Raw genomic sequence first — 20,726 nt, 5'->3', positions numbered from 1 at the left:
CCCCATCCCAACCTTCCCCCAGAGGGGGAAGGAGCAACACCATGAACGCACTGCTGTCCGTCGAAAAGCTCACCCGCCGCTTCGGCGGCCTCACCGCCGTCAACGCCGTCACGCTCGACCTGCACGTCGGCGAGGTCCACGCGGTGATCGGCACCAACGGCGCCGGCAAGTCGACGCTGATCAACATGCTTTCCGGAGAGCTCGAAGCCTCCGAAGGCCGCATCGCTCTCGACGGCGTGGACATCACCGGCCGCGCCCAGTCGAAGCGCGCGCGCGACGGCGTGGGCCGCAGCTACCAGCGCACGACCATCTTCCCGGAGTTCAGCGTGCACGAGAACTGCCGGCTCGCCGCGCAGGCCGCCACGCCCAGGCCCTGGGCCTTCTGGCAGCCGTCGCAGGACTGCGCCACCAGCAACGCCACGGCCGACGCCGCGCTCGAAGCCGCCGGCCTCGCCCACGAAGCGCACCGCATCGCCGGCACCATGAGCCACGGCGCGCAGCGCCAGCTCGAAGTGGCGATGTGCCTGGCCACCAACCCGCGCGTGCTGCTGCTCGACGAGCCGCTCGCCGGCATGGGCGCCGAAGAAACCGACCGCATGCTCACGCTGCTCGCGCGGCTGAAGGCCACGCACGCGATCCTGCTGGTGGAGCACGACATGGACGCGGTGTTCCGCATCGCCGACCGCATCACCGTGATGGTGAACGGCACGGTCATCGCCACCGGCAACCCGCAGGAGATCCGCGAGAAGCCCGAGGTTCGCACCGCGTATCTGGGCGAGGAACACTGATGCCCCCACGCTCGTCACTTCGTGTATTCGCTGCCCCCCGAGGAGGCGCTGGCCTCCCTTGGGGCGGCCCGGCGGGAGACCACTGATGCTCATCGTTCGCGACCTCAACACCTACTACGGCAACAGCCACATCCTGCGCGGCGTGCACGCCGGCATTCCCACGGCCACTTCGGTGGGCCTGCTCGGGCGCAACGGCATGGGCAAGACCACGCTGATCCGCACGATGATGGGCTACGTGCGCCCCGCCTCGGGCGAAGTGCAGGTCGACGGCCGCACCGTCACCGGCCTGCCGCCCGAGAAGATGGCGCGCCTGGGCATCGGCTACGTGCCCGAAGGGCGCGGCATCTTCCCCAATCTGTCGGTGCGCGAGAACCTCGTGATGAGCGAGCGCGCGGGCATCGACGGCCGGCGCAACTGGACCTTCGACCGCGTGATGGCCACCTTTCCGCGCCTGTCGGAGCGGCTGTCGCACGGCGGCCAGCAGCTGTCGGGCGGCGAGCAGCAGATGCTGTCGATCGGCCGCGCGCTGATGACCAATCCGCGCCTGCTGATCCTCGACGAGGCCACCGAAGGCCTCGCACCGCTGATCGTGGCCGAGATCTGGCGCGTGATCGGCGAGATCCGCGCGACCGGCATCGCGACGCTGATCGTCGACCGCGACTACCGCAAGGTGCTGGCGCACACCGACCTCGCGGTGGTGATGGAGAAGGGGCAGATCGTGCGGCATGGGGCCTCGGCGGATCTGCTCGCCGAGCCGCAGGCGCTGGAGGAATTGCTGGGCGTGTGAAGGCGGGGGAGCCGGCGCTACTCGATGAACCGCCGCAGCCCTTCAAGATCGATCACGGTGATCCCCCCGTACTCGATCCGCAGGAACCCCGCTTCCTTCAACCGGTTCAACGCCGCATTGCACCGCTGACGCGACACGCCCGAGAGATTCGCAATCTCCTCCTGCGAAGTCTGCAGGTGCGGTTCGCTGCCCGGATGCAGCCACGGGTGGAACAGCCCCGCCAGCGCGCGCGCCACCTGGCTGTCGGTGTCGAGCAGCCGGTGCGCCGCATAGTTGCCCATGAACCAGTGCAGCCGCTCGTTGATCTGCTGCAGCAGGAAGTGATCGAAGCCGCGCTGCGTGCGGTGCAGCCACTCGAAGGTTTCCAGCGGCAGCTGCGCCACCCTGCTCGGCCGCAGCGCGATGATGTCGGCCGAACGCGGCAGCGCGCGCAGCAGCGTGCCTTCGCCGAACCAGCTGCCCACCGACAGGCCGCCGAAGGTCACCGAGCGCCCGTCGCTCGAGGTGATCGACCACTTGAGCAGCCCTTCGAGCGTGCCGTACCAGTGCACCGGCGTGTCGCCGCGCCGGCACAGCGCGGCGCCGGCCGCCACCTCGACCTCGCGCATCTCGTCGAGCACGCGCTCGCCCGCCGCCACATCGAGCAGCGGGAACCAGGCCGAGCCTTGCAGCAATTGCGGAATCGTCAGCGATGCCGCCTGGGGGGCCGGCTTCGTCGTGGGCATGGAATGAAAGCTCCTGAAGGCGCGGGTGCGTAAACCCTGAGCCCAAATGTCGTCGCGATGACTGAGTGTGCCCGCGCAGCCAAAAATAATAGCGCGCCCCCCATGAAAGACACCAGGAGCCACCGACCATGTCGAAGCGCAAAGTGATCGTGACCATCGCCCCCACCGGCGGCATGGCGCACAAGTCGCAGAACCCCCACCTGCCCACGCAGCCCGCCGAGATCGCCGCCGACGTGCTGCGCTGCTGGAACGCCGGCGCGAGCGTGGTGGCCATCCACGCGCGCCGCCCCGACGACGGCGCCACCTGCAACGCCGAGGTGTACCGCGACATCAACAGCCGCATCCGCGCGCTCGGCAGCGACATCGTGCTCAACAACTCCACCGGCGGTGGCGTGCACGGCGACATGGTGAAACCGCTGGCCGGCGAGCGCTGGGAGATCGCGTGGGAAGAACGCATCAAGGGCATGGACGCCGGCGCCGAGATGTGCACGCTCGACGCCACCACGCTCAACCTGAGCTTCGAGGGCAAGCAGATCCTGATGGACACGCCCATCACGCGCGGGCGCGAACTGGCCGCCGGCATGAAGGCGCGCGGCATCAAGCCCGAGTGGGAGGTGTTCAGCCCCACGCACATCCTGCAGGACACGACCACGCTGATCGGCGAAGGCCACGACGACGAGCCCTACTTCATCAACCTCGTGATGAACGTGCACCGCAACTTCCAGAACGCGATGCCCTACTCGCCGCGCAACCTGCAGATGATGGTCGACACGCTGCCCAAGGGGGCGATCTTCGGCGTGAGCGGCATCGGCATGTCGCAGCTCGAAGCCAACGTCGCGGCGCTGCTGCTGGGCGGCCATGCGCGCGTGGGGCTGGAAGACAACCTCTACTTCCGCCAGGGCGAGCTGGCCACCAACGTGCAGCTCACCGAGCGCATCGTGCGGGTGATCCGCGAGCTCGACATGGAAGTGGCGACGCCGGCCGAGGCGCGGCAGATCATGGGCCTGCCGCGCACGGGCGGTCCGCGGCCCGAGTTCGCGCTGGGCTGAGTGACACGACAACAATGAACGGAGACACGCAGATGAACATTTCCCGCACTGCCCCGGACGTGAAGCGGGTGGCGGTGGTCGGCACCGGCGTGATCGGTGCGAGCTGGGCTGCGTACTTCCTGGCGCACGGGCTCGACGTGAACGCGATCGATCCTTCGCCCGGCGCGGAAGAACGGCTGCGCGAAGCGGTGGCGCAGCACTGGCCGACGCTGCAGCGCTTCGGGCTGGCCGAGGGCGCGTCGGCGGACCGCCTGCGCTTCCACGACAGCCTGGAAGACGCGGTGTCCGTGGCCGACTTCGTGCAGGAGAACGGCCCCGAGCGCATGGATTTCAAGATCGACCTGTTCCGACGCATGGATGCGGCTGCGCCAGCGGAGACGATCCTCGCATCGAGCTCATCGGGCCTGGCGATCAGCGGCGTGCAGTCGGGCTGCGCGCACCCGCAGCGCGTGGTGCTGGGGCATCCGTTCAACCCGCCGCATCTGATTCCCCTCGTCGAGGTCATCGGCGGCGAGCAGACTTCGGCCGAGGTCATCGAACGCACGATGGCCTTCTACGCGGCCATCGGCAAGCGGCCGATCCACGTGAAGCGCGAGGTGAAAGGCCACATCGCGAATCGGCTGCAGGCCGCACTGTGGCGCGAGGCGTTCCACCTGGTCAACGAAGGCGTGGCGAGCGTGGCCGATATCGACACGGCCATCGCCCACGGCCCCGGCCTGCGCTGGGCGGTGATGGGGCCGTTCATGAACCTGCATCTGTCGGGCGGCGCGGGCGGCATCGAGCACCTGCTCGCGCATTTGGGCGGGCCGATCGAGGACTGGTGGAAAGACTTGGGTGCGCCGTCGATGACGGCCGAGCTCAGGCAGAAGGTGGTGCAAGGCGTGTCCGAGGAGTTGGGCACTCGACGCACGGCCGACCTCGAAGCCGCCCGCGACACCCTGCTGTTAGACCTGATTCGCGCCAAGAGCAACACCGGCAGACTCGATTGAAATGACCGACTTCCTCCAAGACGAAAACCTGATCGCCCCGCCCCGCACGGTGCGCATCGACTTCGACGATGGCTCCTTCGCGCTGCGTTCGCCAATGGCGCTGAAGCCCTATGCGCGCTGCATCGGCGAATGGATCGAGCGCTGGGCGCATGAGACACCCGACGCACTGGCCTTCGCCGAGCGCGACGAAACAGGCGAAGGCTGGCGCAAGCTCGACTACCGCGCATTGCGTCACGCCGTGGGCGCCGTCGCCCAGGCGCTGCTCGACATGAACCTGCCTCAGGGCCAGCCGGTCGTGATCCTGTCGGACAACGCCATCGACCACGCGGTGCTGATGCTGGCCGCCATGCACATCGGCCGCACCGCGTGCTCGCTGTCGAGCGCCTACTCGCGCATGGCGAAAGACCCGTCGCGGCTGCACGGCATGCTGCAGGCGCTGAAGCCGGGGCTGATCTACGCATCGGATGCGAAGGTGTACGGCGGCTCGCTCGCCGGCTGCGGCGTCGAGGCGGTCACCGTGTTCAGCCGCAACGCCGAGGCGCATCCCGGTGCGATGGCGTTCGAGCGGCTGCTCGCGGCGAAGGAAACGCCCGCCGTCATGCAGGCCTTCGCCGACGTGCTGCCCGACACGCACGCCAAGTACCTGTTGACCTCAGGCTCCACCGGCAAGCCCAAGATCGTCATCAACACGCACCGCATGCTCTGCGCCAACCAGCAGATGATGGCGCAGACCTGGCGCTTCCTCACGCGGGAAGCACCGGTGCTGGTCGACTGGCTGCCCTGGAGCCATACCTTCGGCGCAAACCACAATCTGAACATGGTGCTGTGCCACGGCGGCGCGCTCTACATCGACGAGGGCCGGCCCGCGCCGGGCCTGATCGAGAAGACGGTGCGCAACCTGCGCGAGGTGAAGCCCACGCTGCTGTTCAACGTGCCGCGCGGCTTCGACATGCTGCTGCCCTTTCTCGAAGCCGACGACGCGCTGGCCGCCGAGGTGTTCTCGCGCCTGCGGCTGGCCTTCTACGCGGCGGCGGCGCTCGCGCCTTCCACCTGGCAGCGGCTCGAAGCGGTGGCTGCGCGCGTACGCCCTACCCGGCCGCTGTGGCTCACCACCTCGTGGGGCGCGACCGAGACCTCGCCCGCCATCACCTCCGCACACTGGAAGCTCGACGGCGCCGGCTGCATCGGCGCGCCGCTGCCCGGGCTGGAGCTGAAGTTCGTGCCCAACGGCGAGAAGCTGGAGATGCGCGTGAAGGGCGTCTCGGTGTTTCCGGGCTATCGCGATGCACCGCGCGAGACGGCGCAGGCCTTCGACGAAGAGGGCTACTACCGCATCGGCGACGCCGGCTTCCTCGCGAACCCGGCGCAGCCCGCGCAGGGCGTGATCTTCAACGGCCGCGTGGCGGAAGACTTCAAGCTCTCGAGCGGCACCTGGGTGTCGGTGGGCACGCTGCGCGTCAAGCTGGTGTCGCTGCTCGCGCCGCATGCGCAGGACGTGGTGCTCACCGGCCACGACCGCGACGAGATCGGCATGCTGGTGTTTCCCAGCCCGCAAGGCGCTGCGCTCGCGCCCGATGCCCTGCGCGAACGCATCGCTGGCATGCTGCGCGCGCTGCGCGACGAAGGCGCGGGCTCCTCGCAATGCCCGGCCTGCGCATTGGTGCTGGCCGAGCCCCCGAGCCTCGACGCGGGCGAGATCACCGACAAGGGCTACATCAACCAGCGCGCCGTGCTGACGCGCCGCGCGACCGACGTGGCGCGGCTGCATGCGTCCGGCGACGCGCAGGTGGTGCGCCCGGGCTGAACCCCGAATCCCGCCCCTAGGAGACATGGCCATGCAGCACGTCACATACGACATCGAAGACACGGTGTGCACGATCACGCTGAACCGCGCGAACAAGCGCAACGCCGTCGACGGTCCCATGGCCGCCGAGCTGCGCGAAGCCTTCGAGCGTTTCGAGGTCGACGACGCGCTGCGCGTCGCGGTGCTGACCGGCGCGGGCGGCAATTTCTGCGCGGGTGCCGATCTCTCGGCCGTGGGCGACCCGGCCCGCCGCAACGAGCTCGATCCCCAAGGCGGCGGCAGCGGCCCGATGGGGCCGACGCGCATGGCGCTGTCGAAGCCGCTGATCGCGGCGGTGAACGGCCACGCGGTGGCCGGCGGCCTCGAACTCGCGCTGCTGGCCGACCTGCGCGTGGCCGACGAGGACGCGGTGTTCGGGGTGTTCTGCCGCCGTTGGGGCGTGCCGCTGATCGACGGCGGCACGGTGCGGCTGCCGCGCATCGTGGGCATGGGCCGCGCGCTCGACATGATTCTTTCGGGCCGTGCAGTGGGCGCGGCCGAGGCGCTGGCGATGGGTCTCGTCAACCGCGTCACGCCACCGGACGGCGCGCTGGCCGCCGCGCAGGAACTGGCCCGCCAGCTCGCTGGGTTCCCGCAGCAATGCATGCTGGCCGACCGCCGCAGCGCCTACGAACAATGGGACCTGCCGCTGGCCGAAGCGCTGCGCCGCGAAGGCGCGCTGGGCGTGCCGATGGTCTTCGCCGAGGGCGAAGCCGGCGCCGCGCGCTTCGCAAGAGGCGCCGGCCGCCACGGCGAGTTCGGGCGCTGAGCGCCTGGCTTCAGCGCCTGGGCGCGGCCTTCTTCTTCGGCTCGCTCCCGCCGCCGAACAGCTTCTCCACCTGCTGCCCCATCCGGGCTCCGATCGCCGTGCCCACGCCCGGCAGCACCGCGCTGCCGATGGCCGCGCCGGTGAGCGCAGCGCCGGTCAACGACAGCTCGGGGTCGCTCATGGTGCCGCTCACCTTGAGCGGGACGCCGACCACGCCGTCGACGAGGTCCACCGCGATCTCGCCGTCGAGCCTGCGGTTGAACAGCTTCAGGTTGCCGCTCGCGGTGAGCACCCCGGAACGGGCCTTGAGGTTGCTGTACTGCATCACCACGCCGTCTTCGGTACCCTGGGTGTCGAGCGTGCCGCTGAGTTCGTCCAGCGCGGTGGTGCCTCCGCGGCTGATGCCGGCGGTGGTGACGGCCTTGGCCACGTCCAGCCGCGTGAGCATGGCGGGCTGCACCGAGAAGGTGGTGCGGGTGTGCAGGCCGCGGATCAGCGCGCCCAGTTCCTCGGCATCGCCGGCCTCGGTCCTGAGCGTGGTATGGCCCGAGACCTTGCCCGCCACCGAAGTGCGGCGGCCAAAGGCCTGCACCAGGCTTTCGATGTCGACCTGGCGCGGCTCCAGCTCGGCCGACACCCGCAATTTGCCGCCGGGCGGCGTCTCGAGGCGGGCGACGCCGTTCCACGTGCCGCCGCCCACCTCGATGCGGGTGCGCCAGCGGTCCTGCCCGTCCAGGCGGTCCAGCCGAAGCCGCGTGAGCGTCGCGGCGCCGGCCCGTTCGAGCCGGGCCTGGCGCGGGCGCCAGCCGGGGTCGAAGCGGATGTCGCCGTCGTAGGCCAGCGCAATATCGCGCCGGTCGATCCAGACCACGTCGCGCCAGCGCAGCTGTGCCAGCGGCACGGGGGCCAGCGTCCACGGCGCGGGCAGCGCCACCAGATTGCCGCTGTCCTCCTGCGGCTTGGGGCCCTTGCCCCGGAACGCCCGCACCGAGGCGCGCGGCAGCACCAGGCTTTCGATCTCGAGATCGTCAACGGCAACGATGCGCTGCAGCAGCGGCGCGAGCTTCAGCCGCAGGGTCAGGCGGCGCAGGGTGATGGGACGCGGCTGGTCGGTGGCGATCTCGGACAGCGCCAGCACGGGCACCGGCAGCAGCGACCAGTGGGCCCCGCCGACCTTCAGGGCAACGCCGAAGCGCTTCTCGAAGCCTTCGGCGATCTTCGCGGCCACCTCTTCGTCGGAGGGCAGGCGCACGCTCACCACCCACACCAGCGCGCCCACGCCCAGCAGCAGCGCTGCGGCGATGCCCAGGAGCCAGCGGCGGACGGGGTGCTTCATCGGTGCAAGCTAGCACGCAAAGGCGACTCGGTTTGTCAGTCGCCATCGCTATAGTTTTGAGTCCCCTTTTACAGGCAAGAAGGAAGTACCGAATGCGTATCTGGAAAAAAGAAGTCTCCGTCGAGGAGCTCACCCGCAACCACGTCGGCACCGCCGTCTCCGCGCTGGGCATGGAATTCCTGGAGGTGGGCGACGACTTCATCCGCGCCCGCTGTCCGGTGGACGAGCGCACCCGCCAGCCCTACGGCATCCTGCACGGCGGCGTGTCGGTGGTGCTGGCCGAGACGCTGGGCTCCTGCGGCGCGCACTACTCGGCGCCCGAGGGCGACCGCGCCGTGGGCCTGGACATCAATGCCAATCACATCCGCTCCGTCACCAGCGGCTGGGTCATCGGCACGGCGCGGCCGGTGCACCGCGGCCGCAGCACGCAGGTCTGGCAGATCGAGCTGACGAACGAGGCGGGCGAGCTGACCTGCGTGTCGCGCATCACCATGGCGGTGCTGCAGGCGCGCTGAGCGCCGCTCTTTCCTTCTTCTCTTGCGGCGGTGTTCAGGCCGGGATTCATCGACCACAATCACGCCCCACCAACAAGAGGAGATGAAAGCAATGTTCAAGTGGACTGAAAGGCCCGCGTCCGCGCTGGCCAACGGCGCGGTCATCGCGCCCGACGAGCGCCTGCCCTGGCTGCAGACCGGCGCCATGGGCGTACAGCACGTCATCGCGATGTTCGGCGCCACGGTGCTGGCGCCGATCCTGATGGGCTTCAACCCCAACATCGCGATCCTGATGAGCGGCATCGGCACGCTGATCTTCTACTTCGTCACCGGCGGCAAGGTGCCCAGCTACCTGGGCTCGAGCTTCGCCTTCATCGGCGTGGTGATCGCGGCCAGCGGCTACGCGGGCAAGGGGCCCAACGCCAACATTGCGGTGGCGCTGGGCGGCATCGTGGCCTGCGGGGTGGTGTACATCCTGATCGGGGCGCTGGTGCAAGCCATTGGCACCGGCTGGATCGAGCGCGTCATGCCGCCGGTGGTCACGGGCGCGGTGGTGGCGGTGATCGGGCTCAACCTCGCGAGCGTGCCGATCAAGAACATGGCGGCCAGCAACTTCGACTCGTGGATGCAGGCCGTGACCTTCCTCTGCGTGGGGCTGGTGGCGGTGTTCACGCGCGGCATGCTGCAGCGCCTGCTGATCCTGGTCGGGCTGGTCCTGGCCACCATCGTCTATGCGATGCTGACCAACATCCTGGGCATGGGCAAGCCGGTCGACCTGAGCGGCATCGCCAGTGCGGCCTGGTTCGGCCTGCCGACCTTCACGGCGCCGGTGTTCACGGCCAACGCGATGCTGCTGATCGCCCCCGTGGCGATCATCCTGGTGGCGGAGAACCTCGGTCACCTGAAGGCGGTGACGGCCATGACGGGCCGCAACCTCGACCCGTACATGGGCCGCGCCTTCATCGGCGACGGCATCGCCACGGTGGTGAGCGGCGCGGCCGGCGGCACGGGCGTGACGACCTACGCCGAGAACATCGGCGTGATGGCGGCCACGCGCATCTACTCGACGGCGGTGTTCGTGGTGGCGGCGCTCATCGCGCTGGTGCTGGGCTTCAGCCCGAAGTTTGGCGCGCTGATCCAGGCGATTCCGCTGCCGGTGATGGGCGGCGTGAGCATCGTGGTGTTCGGCCTGATCGCGATCGCGGGCGCCAAGATCTGGGTCGACAACAAGGTCGACTTCTCGCAGAACAGGAACCTGATCGTCGCGGCCATCACGCTGATCATCGGCACCGGCGACTTCACGCTGAAGTTCGGCGACTTCGCGCTCGGTGGCATCGGCACCGCGACCTTCGGCGCGATCCTTCTTTACGCGCTGCTGGGGCGCTCGAAGAACTGACGCAAGGCACCCCGGAAAAGTGCAACCTCGTGAAAGAAGTGTTCTCCCGGGGGCCTGAAGCAGGGCCTGTTCATTGGGGTTTGGCCCGCGCCCGTTAGACTCCAACGCTTTTCGCACCGACGTTTTCCCAATGGCCGATGTCTCCGCCGCGCGCACCAAGGCGGTTTTCGAATTCAAGAGCGCCACGCTGCCGCTGATCGCAGTGATCCTCAAGACGTCCGACCTGGACGTGCTGGCCGAGGCGCTCGACGCCCAGCTGGCCGATTCGCCCGACTTCTTCGAGCAGGAGCCGGTGGTGATCGATCTCTCGCTGCTGCAGGAAGAGCAAGGCGAGGGCGAACTCGACTTCGCCGCCCTGCGCGGCCTGCTGGCGCGCCACCAGACCCAACCCATCGCAGTGCGCGGCGGCAACGCCGGGCAGAACGCCGCGGCGCGCGCCGCAGGCCTCTCGGTGGCGGCCATGCCCGCGGCCCCCGCGCCCCGTGCCCCGGCGCCGCCGGCCGAGGCGCCCGCATCGGAAGCCCCGCAGATCGTGCGCGAAGTGCCGGTGCCGGCCAACGGCACGCTGCTGATCGACAAGCCGCTGCGTTCGGGCCAGCAGGTCTACGCCCGTGGCGGCGACGTGGTGGTGACCGCGGTGGTGAGCTTCGGCGCCGAAGTCATCGCCGACGGCAACGTGCATGTGTACGCACCGCTGCGAGGCAAGGCCATTGCCGGCGCACGCGGCAACACCGAGGCGCGGATCTTCTCGACCTGCATGGAAGCGCAGCTGGTGGCCATCGCCGGCATCTACCGGACCAACGAAGTCGCGCTGCCCGACACGGTGCTGGGAAAATCGGCCCAGGTGCGCCTGGACGGCAAAAAAATAGCGATCGACCCGATTCCCTGAGCCCCCTCACGGAACGCGGCGATCCTGACAACCAACAACTGAATCGAAACAAGAAGGAATGGCCATGGCCAAAATTGTGGTGGTGACTTCGGGCAAGGGCGGCGTCGGCAAGACGACGACGAGCGCCAGCTTCGCGTCGGGCCTCGCGCTCGCGGGCAAGAAAACGGCGGTGATCGACTTCGACGTGGGCCTGCGCAACCTCGACCTGATCATGGGCTGCGAACGCCGCGTGGTGTATGACCTGATCAACGTCATCCAGGGCGAAGCCAACCTGAGCCAGGCACTCATCAAGGACAAGCAGTGCGACAACCTGTTCGTGCTGGCCGCCTCGCAGACGCGTGACAAGGAAGCGCTCACGCAGGAGGGCGTCGAGAAGGTGCTGACCGACCTCGCCGCGATGGAGTTCGACTACATCGTCTGCGACTCGCCGGCGGGCATCGAGACCGGTGCCATGATGGCCATGCACTTCGCCGACGAAGCACTGATCGTCACCAACCCCGAAGTCTCCTCGGTGCGCGACTCGGACCGCATCCTGGGCATGCTCAGCAGCAAGACCAAGCGCGCCAAGGAAGGCGGCGACCCGATCAAGGAGCACCTGCTGATCACCCGCTACAACCCGAACCGGGTGGCGGGCGGACAGATGCTCTCGCTGGAAGACATCCAGGACATCCTGCGCATCAAGCTCATCGGCGTGATCCCCGAGTCGGAAAGCGTGCTGCATGCCTCGAACCAGGGCGTGCCCGCGATCCACGACAAGGAAACCGACGTGGCGCAGGCCTACAGCGACGTGGTGGCGCGCTTCCTCGGAGAGGACAAGCCGATGCGCTTCGTCGACGCCGAGAAGCCCAGCTTCTTCAAGCGGATCTTCGGAGGCAAGTAGGCATGTCGTTTCTCTCGTTCCTGCTTGGCGAGAAGAAGAAGACTGCAAGCGTCGCGAAAGAGCGCCTGCAGATCATCCTCGCGCACGAGCGCTCCAGCCTCAGCGGCAAGAAGCGCCCCGACTATCTGCCCGAACTCCAGCGCGAGCTGGTGGCGGTGATTTCCAAGTACGTGTCGATCAACGCCGACGACATCAAGGTGCACCTGGAAACCCAGGACAACCTCGAAGTGCTCGACATCAAGATCGAGCTGCCCGACCCGGCGCCGGCGCGCTGACGGGTTTCGCGGACCTCAGCGCACGGGGTCCGCAAGAAAGCGCAGCACCTGCTCGAGCACCTCCGGCGCCTGGAGGATGCGGCGGTGCCCGAGCCCCTGCGTGGCCGCCAGCTGCGCGCCGCGGATCGCATCGCGGTAGGCCTCGGCATCGGCGAAGCGGTTCACGCGGTCGTCTCGGTCGTGCACGATCAGCGTCGGCTGCACGATGCGCGGGCCCACGGCGGCCGGCTCCAGCTGCGCCATCAGGACCCCTTCACGCGATTCGAACAGCCGCTGCATCGCCCCCCGCGTGACTTCGCTGAGGCCGAAGGTGTGCGCGAAGTAGCGCGTGTATTCGCGCGGCGAAGCAGGCGGCGCCAGCAGCACGAGGCGTTGCGCCGGAAGGCCCCGCGCCGCCGCAAGAGCGAGCCCGTTGGCGCCCAGCGAATGCGCGACGGCGGCGCGCAACGCGTGGCCATCGGCCGCGAGCCGGGCTGCCACGTAGGCGATGGCGCGTGCGAACTGCGGCGAGTTGCTCATCGTGCCCGCGCTGCGGCCATGCGCCGGCAGCTCGAGCAGCACGGGCCGCAGCCCTGCCGCAGCCACGGCCTGCGCGAGCGGCAGCATCTGCCCCGCGTGCCCGCCCCAGCCGTGCACCAGCAGCACCACGGGCGCCGACTCCGCACCCGAGTCCTGCGCGGCCAGGTGGTAGATGCCGACGCCCGCGTCCTCGAAGGCCCAGCCCTCGCGGCGCCATTCCGCGCCGGGGCCCTGCCCGCGATAGAGCCACTTGGGCGGCAGCGGCGTGCCGAACAGGCGATACGCGGCGCGCACGCCGAGTGCGGGCCAGAGTCGCTGCGAGGTGGTCAGGCCGAAGCGCAGCGCGCGCATCGTGCGGCTGGGCCGGTAGTAGTTCGACTGCGCGGCATGGCCGGCGGCCGGCGTGGAAGTGGTCGTCATGGCGCGGCGTTCCTTCCGGGCGTTCAGTACCAGACCCAGTCGCGGTTGCTGCGAGGCAGGCTGCGCAGGGTGTCGCGCAAGCCCTTCGCGCCGAGGACGGCCGCATAGGCGGCGAGAAAGAGGGCGATGATCAGCATGGTGCTTCTCCTTTTTATCGCACATCCGTGCGAAATTCTGGCAAATGGAAACGTCGAGGACGGCCTGCTTCGTGGCCGGCTCAGGCGAGATAACTGGAAAGAAGCCGCTGCCAGGTCTGCACGGCGCGCTCGGCGGCCTGTGGATCGCGCAGGAAGCGCGCGTCGTGCAACTGGGTCATGGTCACGCCGTTGAGCTCGCTCACGAGCTGCGCGGGGTCGGTGTCGGCCTTGAGTTCGCCGGTCTCGATGGCCTGCAGCACGGTGCGGCGCAGCGCGGCGCGCCAGCGCGTGATTTCGTCGAACAGCATGTCGCGCAGCTCGCCCTCGCGATCATCGAACTCGAAGGCACCGGCCATGTAGAGGCATCCGGTGTGCATCTCGACATCGCGCGTGCGGGCGATCCAGCGCGCGACGATCTCGTTGAGCCGCGCCAAGCCCTTCGGCTTCTGCATGGCGGGCACGAACACCTCGGCCAGGAAGCCGCGGCCGTACTCCTCGATGACGGCCTTCTGCAGCGCCTCGCGCGAACCCACGCGGGAGAACACGCCGCTCTTGGACAGGCCCAGCCGGCTCGCGACGGCCTGCAGCGTGATCGCCTCCAGGCCTTCGGCCAGCGCAAGGTTCATCGCCGCGCCGACGATGGCGGTGCGGGTGAGTTCGCTTTTCTGGGTCTTGGCGTCCATGCCGCAAACTTTAGCACACTCGTGCGAAATTGCAAACAAGCCCTGCTGGAGTGCCTTAAAGATGTTTTGCTCATGTGAAACCAACAAACGCATCGTTCCCCGAACGAGCCCTTGTGCCGAGAATCCGCGGTCGGCCCCAGCCGGGGCTCCATGACTCTTCTCGCGCCAGATGAACTTCCAGCAACTGCGCTCGGTACGCGAGGCCGTTCGTTGCGGCTTCAACCTGACCGAAGTCGCCCACACCCTTCACACTTCGCAGCCCGGCGTGAGCCGGCAGATCCGCGAGCTCGAGGAAGAGCTCGGCATCGAACTCTTCGTGCGCGCGGGCAAGCGGCTCACGGGGCTCACCGAGCCGGGCGGGCACGTGCTGCCGATCATCGAGCGCATGCTGATGGAGAGCAGCAACCTCAAGCACGCGGGCCAGGAGTTCGTCGCGCAGCAGAGCGGCCTGCTCTCGGTGGCGGCCACGCACTCGCAGGCGCGCTATGCGATGCCGGTGGCGGTGCAGGAATTCCGCGCGCAGTTTCCGAACGTGAAGCTGCACCTGCACCAGGGCTCGCCCAAGCAAATCGCGCAGATGCTGCTCGACGGCGAGGCCGACGTGGGCATTGCCACGGAAGCACTGGGCGACTACCCGCAGCTTGTGGCCCTGCCCTGCTACCGCTGGACGCATTCCGTGGTAGTGCCGCCGGGGCACCCGCTGCTCGATGCACCACTGACGCTCGACGCGCTCACGCGCTATCCGCTGATCACCTACGACACGGGCTTCACGGGCCGCTCGCGCATCGACGAGGCCTTCGGGCAGCGCGGGCTGCAGCCCAACATCGTGCTCGCCGCGATGGACGCCGACGTGATCAAGACCTACGTGCAGTTGGGCCTTGGCGTGGGCATCGTGGCCGGCGTGGCCTACGAGGCCGAGCGCGACACGCAGCTGCGCGCGCTCGACGCGGGGCGGCTGTTCGGCATCAACCTCACCAAGCTCGCGGTGCGGCGCGGCACCTACCTGCGCAAGTACGTCCACGCCTTCATCGAGTCGTTCGCACCGACGCTGACGCGCGCCGTGGTGGAGAAGGCATTGGGCGACGATGCCGGGGCCTCGCACTACGAAATCTAGGCCTTGTCCAGCGGCTGTTGCGCGGTGTGTACTGCAGGCGGCAGGGGGGTTTAAAAAGAAGCATGCAGCTTCACACAGGGAGCGTACATTCTGATTAATTCCCTGGCTTCCTGGAAACGGATCAGCAATGGCATCGACCTCGCAGCAGCAACAGCAAACAAGGGCCGCCCTCAAGGCGGCCGATGCAGCCGAACGGCGCGAGCGGTTGAGACGGGCATTGCCTGCAACGGTCGAATTGCTGCAAAGCCGCCAGGCAGACCGCATCGACGATGCTGACATCGACGCGTACGTGAGCCTCAACTGGCTCGAATGGCATGGTGGCGGCCTTCGGCTGACCATCACCGGGCGCAACGTCTGCGCCCAGTCGGTGCCCACTGCGCTGGTCTGAAAAAAACGCCGCAAGCCGCGCGGCCTGCGGCGCTCGTCCGTTGCGAAGAACGACGTTTGTTTACTGGCCTGCGATGATGTTCGCGATCACTCCGGTGGCAATCGCCGCGAGCACGAAGTCACCGCCCACCCCCACCCACTGGTAGCCCCGCGGCGGCTGCTGCAGGCGGTAGGCGCGCCAGTCCTGCACCACGTAGTTGCGGCCACGGTACTCGGCCGGCACGCGGCCGCCACGGCGCCATTCGGCGTGCGGCTGCGGGAAGCCACGTCGATCGAACTGGCGGCCGTCGCGGAAGTCCTGGTTGCCGCGGTAGTAGCCGCCTTGCGGACCGTGCCGGTCGAAGTTGCGGTCACGCTGGTCACGCTGGTCACGCTGGTCACGCTGGTCACGCTGGTCGCGCTGATCCCGCTGTTCGTAGCGGCCGTCGCCCGGACGGCCATCGCCGTGGCGGTCCTGCGCAAAAGCGCTCCCCGCCGCCATGCACATCGCGAGTGCTGCAGCGACGACGGCCATGCTCTTTGAATTGGTGATCATCTGGAAATCCTTCATGCGTTGATGACGAATTCATTGTGGGCCGCGCATGTGTCCGCTACGGACGCTTCGGGTCGCGGACAGGTGAAGTCCGGTAAGCGCCGGTATCCGCGCGGCGCCTTGTCCTTCAAGGAGGCGCGTCGAGCCTCTCGCACGAGTGCCGCTGCCCTCCTCCATTCACTGGCAAGGGACAAGCGCCTGCGCCCTGCGAGCGGCGTTTAAGCTGCGCGCCACATGAAGCGAAGACACCTCCTCCACCTGCTGGCCAGCGCACCTGCCATGGCCGCTCTGGTGGCCTGCGGCAAGCGCAGGGGCTCGGCCGCCGCACTGAAATCCGATGCCCGCGTGCTGGCCTTGGGTGACAGCCTGACCTACGGCTACGGCGCGCCGCCCAATGCGGCGTGGCCCGTGAAGCTGGGCGAGCTCACGGGCTGGCAGATCGAGAACGCAGGCATCAACGGCGACACCTCGGATGGCGCGCTGCAACGCCTGCCAGGGCTGCTGGGCGCGGGCAGCTATGACGCGATCCTGATCGGCATCGGCGGCAACGACATGCTGCGCGGCATGTCGGCCGCGGCCACGCGCGACAACATCGCGGCCCTGGTCAGTGAAGCGCGGGCGCACACGCCATACGTCGCGCTGCTGGCCACGCCGGCGCCCGACGCCATGCGCGCGGCGATCGGCTCGCTCAGCGATGCGCCGTTCTACGAAGAGATCGCGAAGTCGGGGCAGGCGCTGCTCGTGGCGAACGTGTATTCGAGCGTGCTGTCGGATGCGTCGCTGCGCTCCGATCGCATCCATGCCAATGCACGAGGCTATGAAAAGGTCGCGCAGCTGCTGGCGGAGCAGCTCAAGGCCGCGGGCTGGCGCTGATCAGGCGTTCAGCAAGTCGACGTAGGCACCCAGCACCAGCTGGTCGGCGCCCACGCCCAGCTGCGCCATGAGCGCATGCGCTTCTGCGATGCCGGCCTCGGACGATTCGCCTTCTTCCAGCACCACCTCGAGCTCGAGGAATTCACCGAGGCCTTCCACGCGGTCGAGGTGCACGCGCGTGCGGCCGACCATGAACACCCGGCGCTGCTTGCGCACGCGGCCCGCCTGCCCCCACGCGAGCGCGAGCGATTCGCGCAGCACGTCTGGCGTGGCACACGGCGTGATCAGGTAGAACGATTCCTTCGGGCCGCTGCTGTTGGCGCGGCGATAGAAGATCAGCTCGGCACGGCCAGGCGCGAAGGTGCGCAGCTTGAGGCGGTCAGCGCTGTCGGCGCAGCGGAAGAAAGTGTCGTCCTGCGCGATCTCGACGGGGCCGTGGTCGGCCAGCGTCTCGGCGATGCGCGCCACGCGTTCCACGCTGTCGATGCGGGCCTTGATTTCGATGTTTCTTGCCATATCAGGCTCTCCCCCAGGCTTCGCGCACTTCGTGTCGCTTCGCCACCCCCCTTCCGGGGGCAACACCAGTGGCCCGGCAAAGCCGGTTCCACGGTGTTCCTGGATTGGCGGTCAAGGCGCGTTGCCCTGCGGCCCCACGGACGGCGGCGCCGCGCGACCGCTCGAGCCCGGCGAGAGCTTGCGGCCGAAGGCCTCACCCACGTTGCGCACCGGCCGGCTGGCTTTCTCCGACACGTTGTTGACGCCGCGCCGCGTGGCCGCATCCGCGCGGTTGACGCTGCGGCCCGCGGCGTCGGTGCCGCGCTGCACGCTGCCCACGACCTTGCCGCTGCGCGAGGGTGACTTGATGGTGTGAGCGCGTCGGGCCTGCGGCGGGTTGTCTGCGCTCTGGGCTTGCGCGCCCACCGGCAGCCACAGTGCGGCGGCCATCGCCGCGACGAACGATGTGCGAAAGGTATTCGAGAGTTTCATGGAGTCTCCTTGGTGTCGTCTGCTTCCGCTGCGGCCGCGCGTGCCATGCGTTCGCTCTTCCAATACACGTCGTCGCCGCCGTCCATCCGGTTGAGCACGCGCGCGAGCACGAAGAGCAGGTCGCTGAGCCGGTTGAGATATTGGCGCAGTGCGTCGTTGAGTTCGGCCGCCGTACCGAGCGCGACCACCGCACGCTCGGCCCGCCGCGCCACCGTGCGGCACACATGCGCGAGCGAGGCTGCGCGCGTGCCCGCGGGCAGGATGAATTCGGCAAGGCGCGGCAGCGCGGCGTTGTGCTCGGCCAGCGCGTTGTCGAGCTGCAGCAGCGCATCGGCCTTCAGCAGCGTGAAACCCGGCATCGACAACTCGCCGCCGAGATTGAAGAGCTGGTGCTGCACGTCGACCAGCAGCTCGCGCACGGGCTCCGGCATGGGCTCGCACAGCAGCAGGCCGATCTGCGAGTTGAGTTCGTCCACGTCGCCCATCGCGTGCACGCGCAGGTGGTCTTTCGGCACGCGCGTGTTGTCGCCGAGGCCGGTGGTGCCGTCGTCGCCGGTGCGGGTGGCGATCTGGGAAAGTCGGTTGCCCATGGTGGCTCCTGTTTTTACAGCTCGACGGTCGAGGCGTCTATCTTGCCCGCGAGCCATTGCAGGCCCGCAAGATGCTGCTGGTCATGGCTGCAGAGGTAGTGGATGAGGCTGCGCATCGTGAGCGGGCCGTAGCCTTCGAACACGGCCGTGCGCGCGAGCTGTGCGTCGCTCAGGCTGGAGATGATTTCCATCGTCTGCACGCGCGCCATGCGGAAGTCGGCCAGCACCTTCGCCGCGTCGGCCGTGCCGTATGCACGCGCGATGGCCAGCGGCTCGCTGTCGATCGACGCCAGCGTCGGATGCGTCTCCTGCAGCGTGCGGCGAAAGCGCACGTGGTAGCCCTCGATCTCGATGTCGCGCACGTGGCAGAGCTGCTCGATGGCGGTGAAGGCCTCGCTGGGCACACCCTCCCACGAGGGCGGCGCCCAATGCCGGAAGGCCGTGGGAATGGCCGCGTAGTGGGCTTCCAGCTGCGACGGGAAGGCGGCGAGAGCGCTGAGGGTCGTGGGGTTCATGTTTTTTCCGAAGCGCATTATGGTGCGCGCTCCGTAGAATGGCCGATCACCCTCACGCTGCCAGGAGACACACGATGAACGCCCCGACCTCCACCTCGCACCTGATGCCGGAGCTTCATCTGCGCGACGTGCCTGCGGCCCTGATCGACGGACTGAAGGCGCGCTTCGGCGCCAACTGTTCCACGGCCATGGCGGTGCGCACGCAGCACGGGCGCGACGAATCTTCCTTCGATGCGCCGCCGCCAGCCGCCGTGGTGTTCGCAGAGAACACGCAGGACGTGGCCGACGCGGTGAAGCTGGCCAGCGAGCACAGCGTGCCGGTCATCCCCTTCGGCGTGGGCTCCTCGCTCGAAGGCCACCTGCTGGCGGTGCAGGGCGGCATCAGCATCGACGTGTCGCGCATGAACCGTGTGCTGTCGGTCAACGCCGACGACCTCACGGTGACGGTGCAGCCTGGCGTCACGCGCAAGCAGCTCAATGAAGAGATCAAGAGCACGGGCCTGTTCTTCCCCATCGACCCGGGGGCCGACGCGTCCATCGGCGGCATGACGGCCACGCGCGCCAGCGGCACGAACGCGGTGCGCTACGGCACGATGCGCGAGAACGTGCTGGCGCTCGAAGTGGTGACGGCCGCGGGCGACGTCATCCGCACCGGCACGCGCGCGAAGAAGTCTTCGGCCGGCTATGACCTCACGCGCCTCATGGTGGGCAGCGAAGGCACGCTGGGCGTGGTCACCGAGATCACGCTGCGCATCTACCCGCTGCCCGAGGCGGTGTCGGCGGCAATCTGCTCGTTCCCGAGCATCGAGGCGGCCGTGCGCACGACCATCGAGACCATCCAGCTCGGCGTGCCGATCGCGCGCGTGGAACTGATCGACGTGAACACGGTGCGCATGGTGAACGCCTACGCCAAGCTGAACCTGCGCGAAGAGCCGATGCTGCTGATGGAATTCCACGGCTCGCCGGCCGGCGTGAAGGAGCAGGCCGAGACGGTGCAGGAACTGGCCAGCGGGCATGGCGGCAACGCCTTCGAATGGGCCAGCACGCCGGAAGAACGCACGCGGCTGTGGACGGCGCGGCACAACAGCTACTTCGCAGCCGTGCAGTCGCGCCCGGGCTGCCGCGTGATTTCGACCGACACCTGCGTGCCGATCTCGCGCCTGGCCGATTGCCTGCTCGATTCGGTGGCCGAGGCCGATGCGAGCGGCATCCCCTACTTCCTCGTCGGCCACGTGGGCGACGGCAACTTCCACTTCGGCTACCTGCTCGACCCGAACATTCCCGAAGAGCGCGTGAAGGCCGAGGCGCTGAACCATGCGCTGGTGAGCCGCGCGCTGGCGCTCGAAGGCACCTGCACCGGCGAGCATGGCGTGGGGCTGCACAAGATGGACTTCCTGGTGACCGAGGCGGGCGTCGGCGCGATCGACATGATGCGCACGATCAAGCGCGCGCTCGATCCGAAGAACATCATGAACCCCGGGAAGATCTTCAGCCTCTGATCCGTTCGGGCGATGCCCCGTGAAAAAGCCCGGCGGCTCGCGAGAGCCCCGGGCTTTTTTTTGTCGACGATGCGACCGGCGAGCGCGCTTACTTGCGGCGGCGTGCCGGTGCCTGCTCCGCCGGAACATAGGTCTGCGACGGCGCCGCACCGCCATCCACGCCCAACCGGCCGCCGCCGCCGAGGCCCTGGCCGCGCACCGTCTGCGCCTTGTAGTTGCGCAGCGAACGCACCATCTGGTTGAAGGCGTC

At 68.5% G+C, this 20,726-nt stretch carries 24 protein-coding genes and 1 pseudogene; 15 read left to right on the top strand and 10 right to left on the bottom strand.

Annotation, left to right across the window (positions count from 1 at the left end; all coding sequences use genetic code 11):
- The first annotated feature begins 41 nt into the window (after positions 1-41).
- Together ACCC97_RS27175 and ACCC97_RS27170 are read left to right on the top strand one after the other, a co-directional pair.
- Complete coding sequence (locus tag ACCC97_RS27175) at positions 42-788, top strand: ABC transporter ATP-binding protein (RefSeq protein ID WP_413336065.1); 747 nt, start codon at positions 42-44, stop codon at positions 786-788.
- An 85-nt stretch (positions 789-873) separates the two neighbouring features.
- Positions 874-1,575, top strand: a complete 702-nt coding sequence (locus tag ACCC97_RS27170; protein WP_007836838.1) for an ABC transporter ATP-binding protein — start codon at positions 874-876, stop codon at positions 1,573-1,575.
- 17 nt (positions 1,576-1,592) lie between these two features.
- On the opposite strand, the gene ACCC97_RS27165 is transcribed toward ACCC97_RS27170, so the two are convergent.
- Positions 1,593-2,300, bottom strand: a complete 708-nt coding sequence (locus tag ACCC97_RS27165; protein ID WP_056600148.1) for a Crp/Fnr family transcriptional regulator — start codon at positions 2,298-2,300, stop codon at positions 1,593-1,595.
- Positions 2,301-2,428: 128 nt separating this feature from the next.
- Here ACCC97_RS27165 and ACCC97_RS27160 point away from each other — a divergent pair, with 128 nt between their 5' ends.
- Genes ACCC97_RS27160 through ACCC97_RS27145 form a run of 4 tightly spaced genes read left to right on the top strand, consistent with a single transcriptional unit; the run spans position 2,429 to position 6,950 of the window.
- A complete protein-coding gene (locus ACCC97_RS27160; protein ID WP_413316172.1) occupies positions 2,429-3,349 on the top strand; it encodes a 3-keto-5-aminohexanoate cleavage protein in 921 nt (306 codons plus the stop codon).
- A gap of 32 nt (positions 3,350-3,381) precedes the next feature.
- Positions 3,382-4,338, top strand: a complete 957-nt coding sequence (locus ACCC97_RS27155; RefSeq protein ID WP_413336062.1) for a 3-hydroxyacyl-CoA dehydrogenase NAD-binding domain-containing protein — start codon at positions 3,382-3,384, stop codon at positions 4,336-4,338.
- Position 4,339: 1 nt separating this feature from the next.
- Positions 4,340-6,142: a feruloyl-CoA synthase gene (locus ACCC97_RS27150; protein ID WP_413336060.1), complete on the top strand. Its 1,803-nt coding sequence runs from the start codon at positions 4,340-4,342 to the stop codon at positions 6,140-6,142.
- Positions 6,143-6,167: 25 nt separating this feature from the next.
- Positions 6,168-6,950, top strand: coding sequence for a crotonase/enoyl-CoA hydratase family protein (locus tag ACCC97_RS27145; protein ID WP_413336058.1), 783 nt, complete (start codon positions 6,168-6,170; stop codon positions 6,948-6,950).
- Between the two features lie 10 nt (positions 6,951-6,960).
- Here the strand turns inward: ACCC97_RS27145 and ACCC97_RS27140 are convergent, their stop codons facing one another.
- Positions 6,961-8,286, bottom strand: a complete 1,326-nt coding sequence (locus ACCC97_RS27140; protein ID WP_007836829.1) for a hypothetical protein — start codon at positions 8,284-8,286, stop codon at positions 6,961-6,963.
- Positions 8,287-8,378: 92 nt separating this feature from the next.
- Between ACCC97_RS27140 and ACCC97_RS27135 the strand changes: the two genes are divergently transcribed.
- The 5 genes from ACCC97_RS27135 to minE all read left to right on the top strand — a co-directional run bounded on the left by ACCC97_RS27135 (position 8,379) and on the right by minE (position 12,220).
- A complete protein-coding gene (locus tag ACCC97_RS27135) occupies positions 8,379-8,801 on the top strand; it encodes a hotdog fold thioesterase (RefSeq protein ID WP_007836828.1) in 423 nt (140 codons plus the stop codon).
- A 91-nt stretch (positions 8,802-8,892) separates the two neighbouring features.
- Positions 8,893-10,176 carry a solute carrier family 23 protein gene (locus tag ACCC97_RS27130; RefSeq protein WP_413336056.1) on the top strand — a complete coding sequence of 428 codons (1,284 nt, stop codon included), beginning with the start codon at positions 8,893-8,895 and terminating at the stop codon, positions 10,174-10,176.
- Positions 10,177-10,306: 130 nt separating this feature from the next.
- Positions 10,307-11,065 carry a septum site-determining protein MinC gene (gene minC, locus ACCC97_RS27125; protein WP_007836826.1) on the top strand — a complete coding sequence of 253 codons (759 nt, stop codon included), beginning with the start codon at positions 10,307-10,309 and terminating at the stop codon, positions 11,063-11,065.
- Between the two features lie 64 nt (positions 11,066-11,129).
- The gene (minD, locus tag ACCC97_RS27120; RefSeq protein ID WP_007836825.1) at positions 11,130-11,945 is read left to right on the top strand and encodes a septum site-determining protein MinD; all 816 of its coding nucleotides are present in this window, start codon (positions 11,130-11,132) and stop codon (positions 11,943-11,945) included.
- A 2-nt stretch (positions 11,946-11,947) separates the two neighbouring features.
- A complete protein-coding gene (gene minE, locus ACCC97_RS27115; RefSeq protein ID WP_007836823.1) occupies positions 11,948-12,220 on the top strand; it encodes a cell division topological specificity factor MinE in 273 nt (90 codons plus the stop codon).
- A 15-nt stretch (positions 12,221-12,235) separates the two neighbouring features.
- Here minE and ACCC97_RS27110 read toward each other — a convergent pair whose 3' ends face one another.
- Together ACCC97_RS27110 and ACCC97_RS27105 are read right to left on the bottom strand one after the other, a co-directional pair.
- Complete coding sequence (locus ACCC97_RS27110) at positions 12,236-13,159, bottom strand: alpha/beta fold hydrolase (protein WP_413336054.1); 924 nt, start codon at positions 13,157-13,159, stop codon at positions 12,236-12,238.
- Between the two features lie 217 nt (positions 13,160-13,376).
- Positions 13,377-13,979, bottom strand: a complete 603-nt coding sequence (locus ACCC97_RS27105) for a TetR/AcrR family transcriptional regulator (RefSeq protein WP_413316180.1) — start codon at positions 13,977-13,979, stop codon at positions 13,377-13,379.
- A 169-nt stretch (positions 13,980-14,148) separates the two neighbouring features.
- Here ACCC97_RS27105 and ACCC97_RS27100 point away from each other — a divergent pair, with 169 nt between their 5' ends.
- Together ACCC97_RS27100 and ACCC97_RS27095 are read left to right on the top strand one after the other, a co-directional pair.
- Entirely contained in the window at positions 14,149-15,093 is a 945-nt protein-coding gene (locus tag ACCC97_RS27100) for a CysB family HTH-type transcriptional regulator (RefSeq protein ID WP_413336052.1), read from the top strand.
- Positions 15,094-15,220: 127 nt separating this feature from the next.
- The gene (locus ACCC97_RS27095) at positions 15,221-15,481 is read left to right on the top strand and encodes a hypothetical protein (protein WP_007836814.1); all 261 of its coding nucleotides are present in this window, start codon (positions 15,221-15,223) and stop codon (positions 15,479-15,481) included.
- A gap of 60 nt (positions 15,482-15,541) precedes the next feature.
- Here the strand turns inward: ACCC97_RS27095 and ACCC97_RS27090 are convergent, their stop codons facing one another.
- Positions 15,542-16,015, bottom strand: coding sequence for an RcnB family protein (locus ACCC97_RS27090; protein ID WP_413336050.1), 474 nt, complete (start codon positions 16,013-16,015; stop codon positions 15,542-15,544).
- Positions 16,016-16,246: 231 nt separating this feature from the next.
- Here ACCC97_RS27090 and ACCC97_RS27085 point away from each other — a divergent pair, with 231 nt between their 5' ends.
- Positions 16,247-16,885 (top strand): GDSL-type esterase/lipase family protein, encoded by a 639-nt coding sequence (locus ACCC97_RS27085; RefSeq protein WP_042673987.1) that lies wholly within the window; start codon positions 16,247-16,249, stop codon positions 16,883-16,885.
- Here ACCC97_RS27085 and ACCC97_RS27080 read toward each other — a convergent pair whose 3' ends face one another.
- The 4 genes from ACCC97_RS27080 to ACCC97_RS27065 all read right to left on the bottom strand — a co-directional run bounded on the left by ACCC97_RS27080 (position 16,886) and on the right by ACCC97_RS27065 (position 18,977).
- Positions 16,886-17,401: a class IV adenylate cyclase gene (locus ACCC97_RS27080; protein WP_007836808.1), complete on the bottom strand. Its 516-nt coding sequence runs from the start codon at positions 17,399-17,401 to the stop codon at positions 16,886-16,888.
- Positions 17,402-17,512: 111 nt separating this feature from the next.
- A complete protein-coding gene (locus ACCC97_RS27075; RefSeq protein ID WP_413336048.1) occupies positions 17,513-17,872 on the bottom strand; it encodes a hypothetical protein in 360 nt (119 codons plus the stop codon).
- Positions 17,869-18,462: a cob(I)yrinic acid a,c-diamide adenosyltransferase gene (locus tag ACCC97_RS27070; protein ID WP_056600109.1), complete on the bottom strand. Its 594-nt coding sequence runs from the start codon at positions 18,460-18,462 to the stop codon at positions 17,869-17,871. The genes ACCC97_RS27075 and ACCC97_RS27070 overlap by 4 nt, the downstream gene beginning before the upstream one ends.
- Positions 18,463-18,476: 14 nt before the next feature.
- On the bottom strand, positions 18,477-18,977 hold the full coding sequence (locus tag ACCC97_RS27065) for a DinB family protein (RefSeq protein WP_042674434.1): 501 nt from the start codon (positions 18,975-18,977) through the stop codon (positions 18,477-18,479).
- A gap of 74 nt (positions 18,978-19,051) precedes the next feature.
- Between ACCC97_RS27065 and ACCC97_RS27060 the strand changes: the two genes are divergently transcribed.
- A complete protein-coding gene (locus tag ACCC97_RS27060) occupies positions 19,052-20,476 on the top strand; it encodes an FAD-binding oxidoreductase (RefSeq protein ID WP_007838724.1) in 1,425 nt (474 codons plus the stop codon).
- Between the two features lie 88 nt (positions 20,477-20,564).
- On the opposite strand, the pseudogene ACCC97_RS27055 reads toward ACCC97_RS27060, so the two are convergent.
- Positions 20,565-20,726, bottom strand: a pseudogene (locus tag ACCC97_RS27055) (peptidoglycan-binding protein); the annotation flags it as partial.

Source organism: Variovorax sp. Varisp85 (assembly GCF_047304045.1).
GTDB lineage: Bacteria > Pseudomonadota > Gammaproteobacteria > Burkholderiales > Burkholderiaceae_C > Variovorax.
Note: the sequence above shows the minus strand (reverse complement) of the source record. Positions and strands in the feature narration are given on the sequence as shown.

Bases quoted from the DNA above. Each gene is read 5' to 3' on its own strand.
- minC (WP_007836826.1), top strand. From the start codon at position 10,307: ATGGCCGATGTCTCCGCCGCGCGCACCAAGGCGGTTTTCGAATTCAAG.
- ACCC97_RS27065 (WP_042674434.1), bottom strand. From the start codon at position 18,977: ATGAACCCCACGACCCTCAGCGCTCTCGCCGCCTTCCCGTCGCAGCTG.
- ACCC97_RS27070 (WP_056600109.1), bottom strand. From the start codon at position 18,462: ATGGGCAACCGACTTTCCCAGATCGCCACCCGCACCGGCGACGACGGC.
- minD (WP_007836825.1), top strand. From the start codon at position 11,130: ATGGCCAAAATTGTGGTGGTGACTTCGGGCAAGGGCGGCGTCGGCAAG.
- ACCC97_RS27130 (WP_413336056.1), top strand. From the start codon at position 8,893: ATGTTCAAGTGGACTGAAAGGCCCGCGTCCGCGCTGGCCAACGGCGCG.
- ACCC97_RS27175 (WP_413336065.1), top strand. From the start codon at position 42: ATGAACGCACTGCTGTCCGTCGAAAAGCTCACCCGCCGCTTCGGCGGC.
- ACCC97_RS27085 (WP_042673987.1), top strand. From the start codon at position 16,247: ATGAAGCGAAGACACCTCCTCCACCTGCTGGCCAGCGCACCTGCCATG.
- ACCC97_RS27075 (WP_413336048.1), bottom strand. From the start codon at position 17,872: ATGAAACTCTCGAATACCTTTCGCACATCGTTCGTCGCGGCGATGGCC.
- ACCC97_RS27100 (WP_413336052.1), top strand. From the start codon at position 14,149: ATGAACTTCCAGCAACTGCGCTCGGTACGCGAGGCCGTTCGTTGCGGC.
- ACCC97_RS27165 (WP_056600148.1), bottom strand. From the start codon at position 2,300: ATGCCCACGACGAAGCCGGCCCCCCAGGCGGCATCGCTGACGATTCCG.
- ACCC97_RS27080 (WP_007836808.1), bottom strand. From the start codon at position 17,401: ATGGCAAGAAACATCGAAATCAAGGCCCGCATCGACAGCGTGGAACGC.
- ACCC97_RS27060 (WP_007838724.1), top strand. From the start codon at position 19,052: ATGAACGCCCCGACCTCCACCTCGCACCTGATGCCGGAGCTTCATCTG.
- ACCC97_RS27160 (WP_413316172.1), top strand. From the start codon at position 2,429: ATGTCGAAGCGCAAAGTGATCGTGACCATCGCCCCCACCGGCGGCATG.
- ACCC97_RS27155 (WP_413336062.1), top strand. From the start codon at position 3,382: ATGAACATTTCCCGCACTGCCCCGGACGTGAAGCGGGTGGCGGTGGTC.
- ACCC97_RS27110 (WP_413336054.1), bottom strand. From the start codon at position 13,159: ATGACGACCACTTCCACGCCGGCCGCCGGCCATGCCGCGCAGTCGAAC.
- ACCC97_RS27135 (WP_007836828.1), top strand. From the start codon at position 8,379: ATGCGTATCTGGAAAAAAGAAGTCTCCGTCGAGGAGCTCACCCGCAAC.
- ACCC97_RS27140 (WP_007836829.1), bottom strand. From the start codon at position 8,286: ATGAAGCACCCCGTCCGCCGCTGGCTCCTGGGCATCGCCGCAGCGCTG.
- ACCC97_RS27145 (WP_413336058.1), top strand. From the start codon at position 6,168: ATGGCCATGCAGCACGTCACATACGACATCGAAGACACGGTGTGCACG.
- ACCC97_RS27095 (WP_007836814.1), top strand. From the start codon at position 15,221: ATGGCATCGACCTCGCAGCAGCAACAGCAAACAAGGGCCGCCCTCAAG.
- minE (WP_007836823.1), top strand. From the start codon at position 11,948: ATGTCGTTTCTCTCGTTCCTGCTTGGCGAGAAGAAGAAGACTGCAAGC.
- ACCC97_RS27090 (WP_413336050.1), bottom strand. From the start codon at position 16,015: ATGATCACCAATTCAAAGAGCATGGCCGTCGTCGCTGCAGCACTCGCG.
- ACCC97_RS27105 (WP_413316180.1), bottom strand. From the start codon at position 13,979: ATGGACGCCAAGACCCAGAAAAGCGAACTCACCCGCACCGCCATCGTC.
- ACCC97_RS27150 (WP_413336060.1), top strand. From the start codon at position 4,340: ATGACCGACTTCCTCCAAGACGAAAACCTGATCGCCCCGCCCCGCACG.
- ACCC97_RS27170 (WP_007836838.1), top strand. From the start codon at position 874: ATGCTCATCGTTCGCGACCTCAACACCTACTACGGCAACAGCCACATC.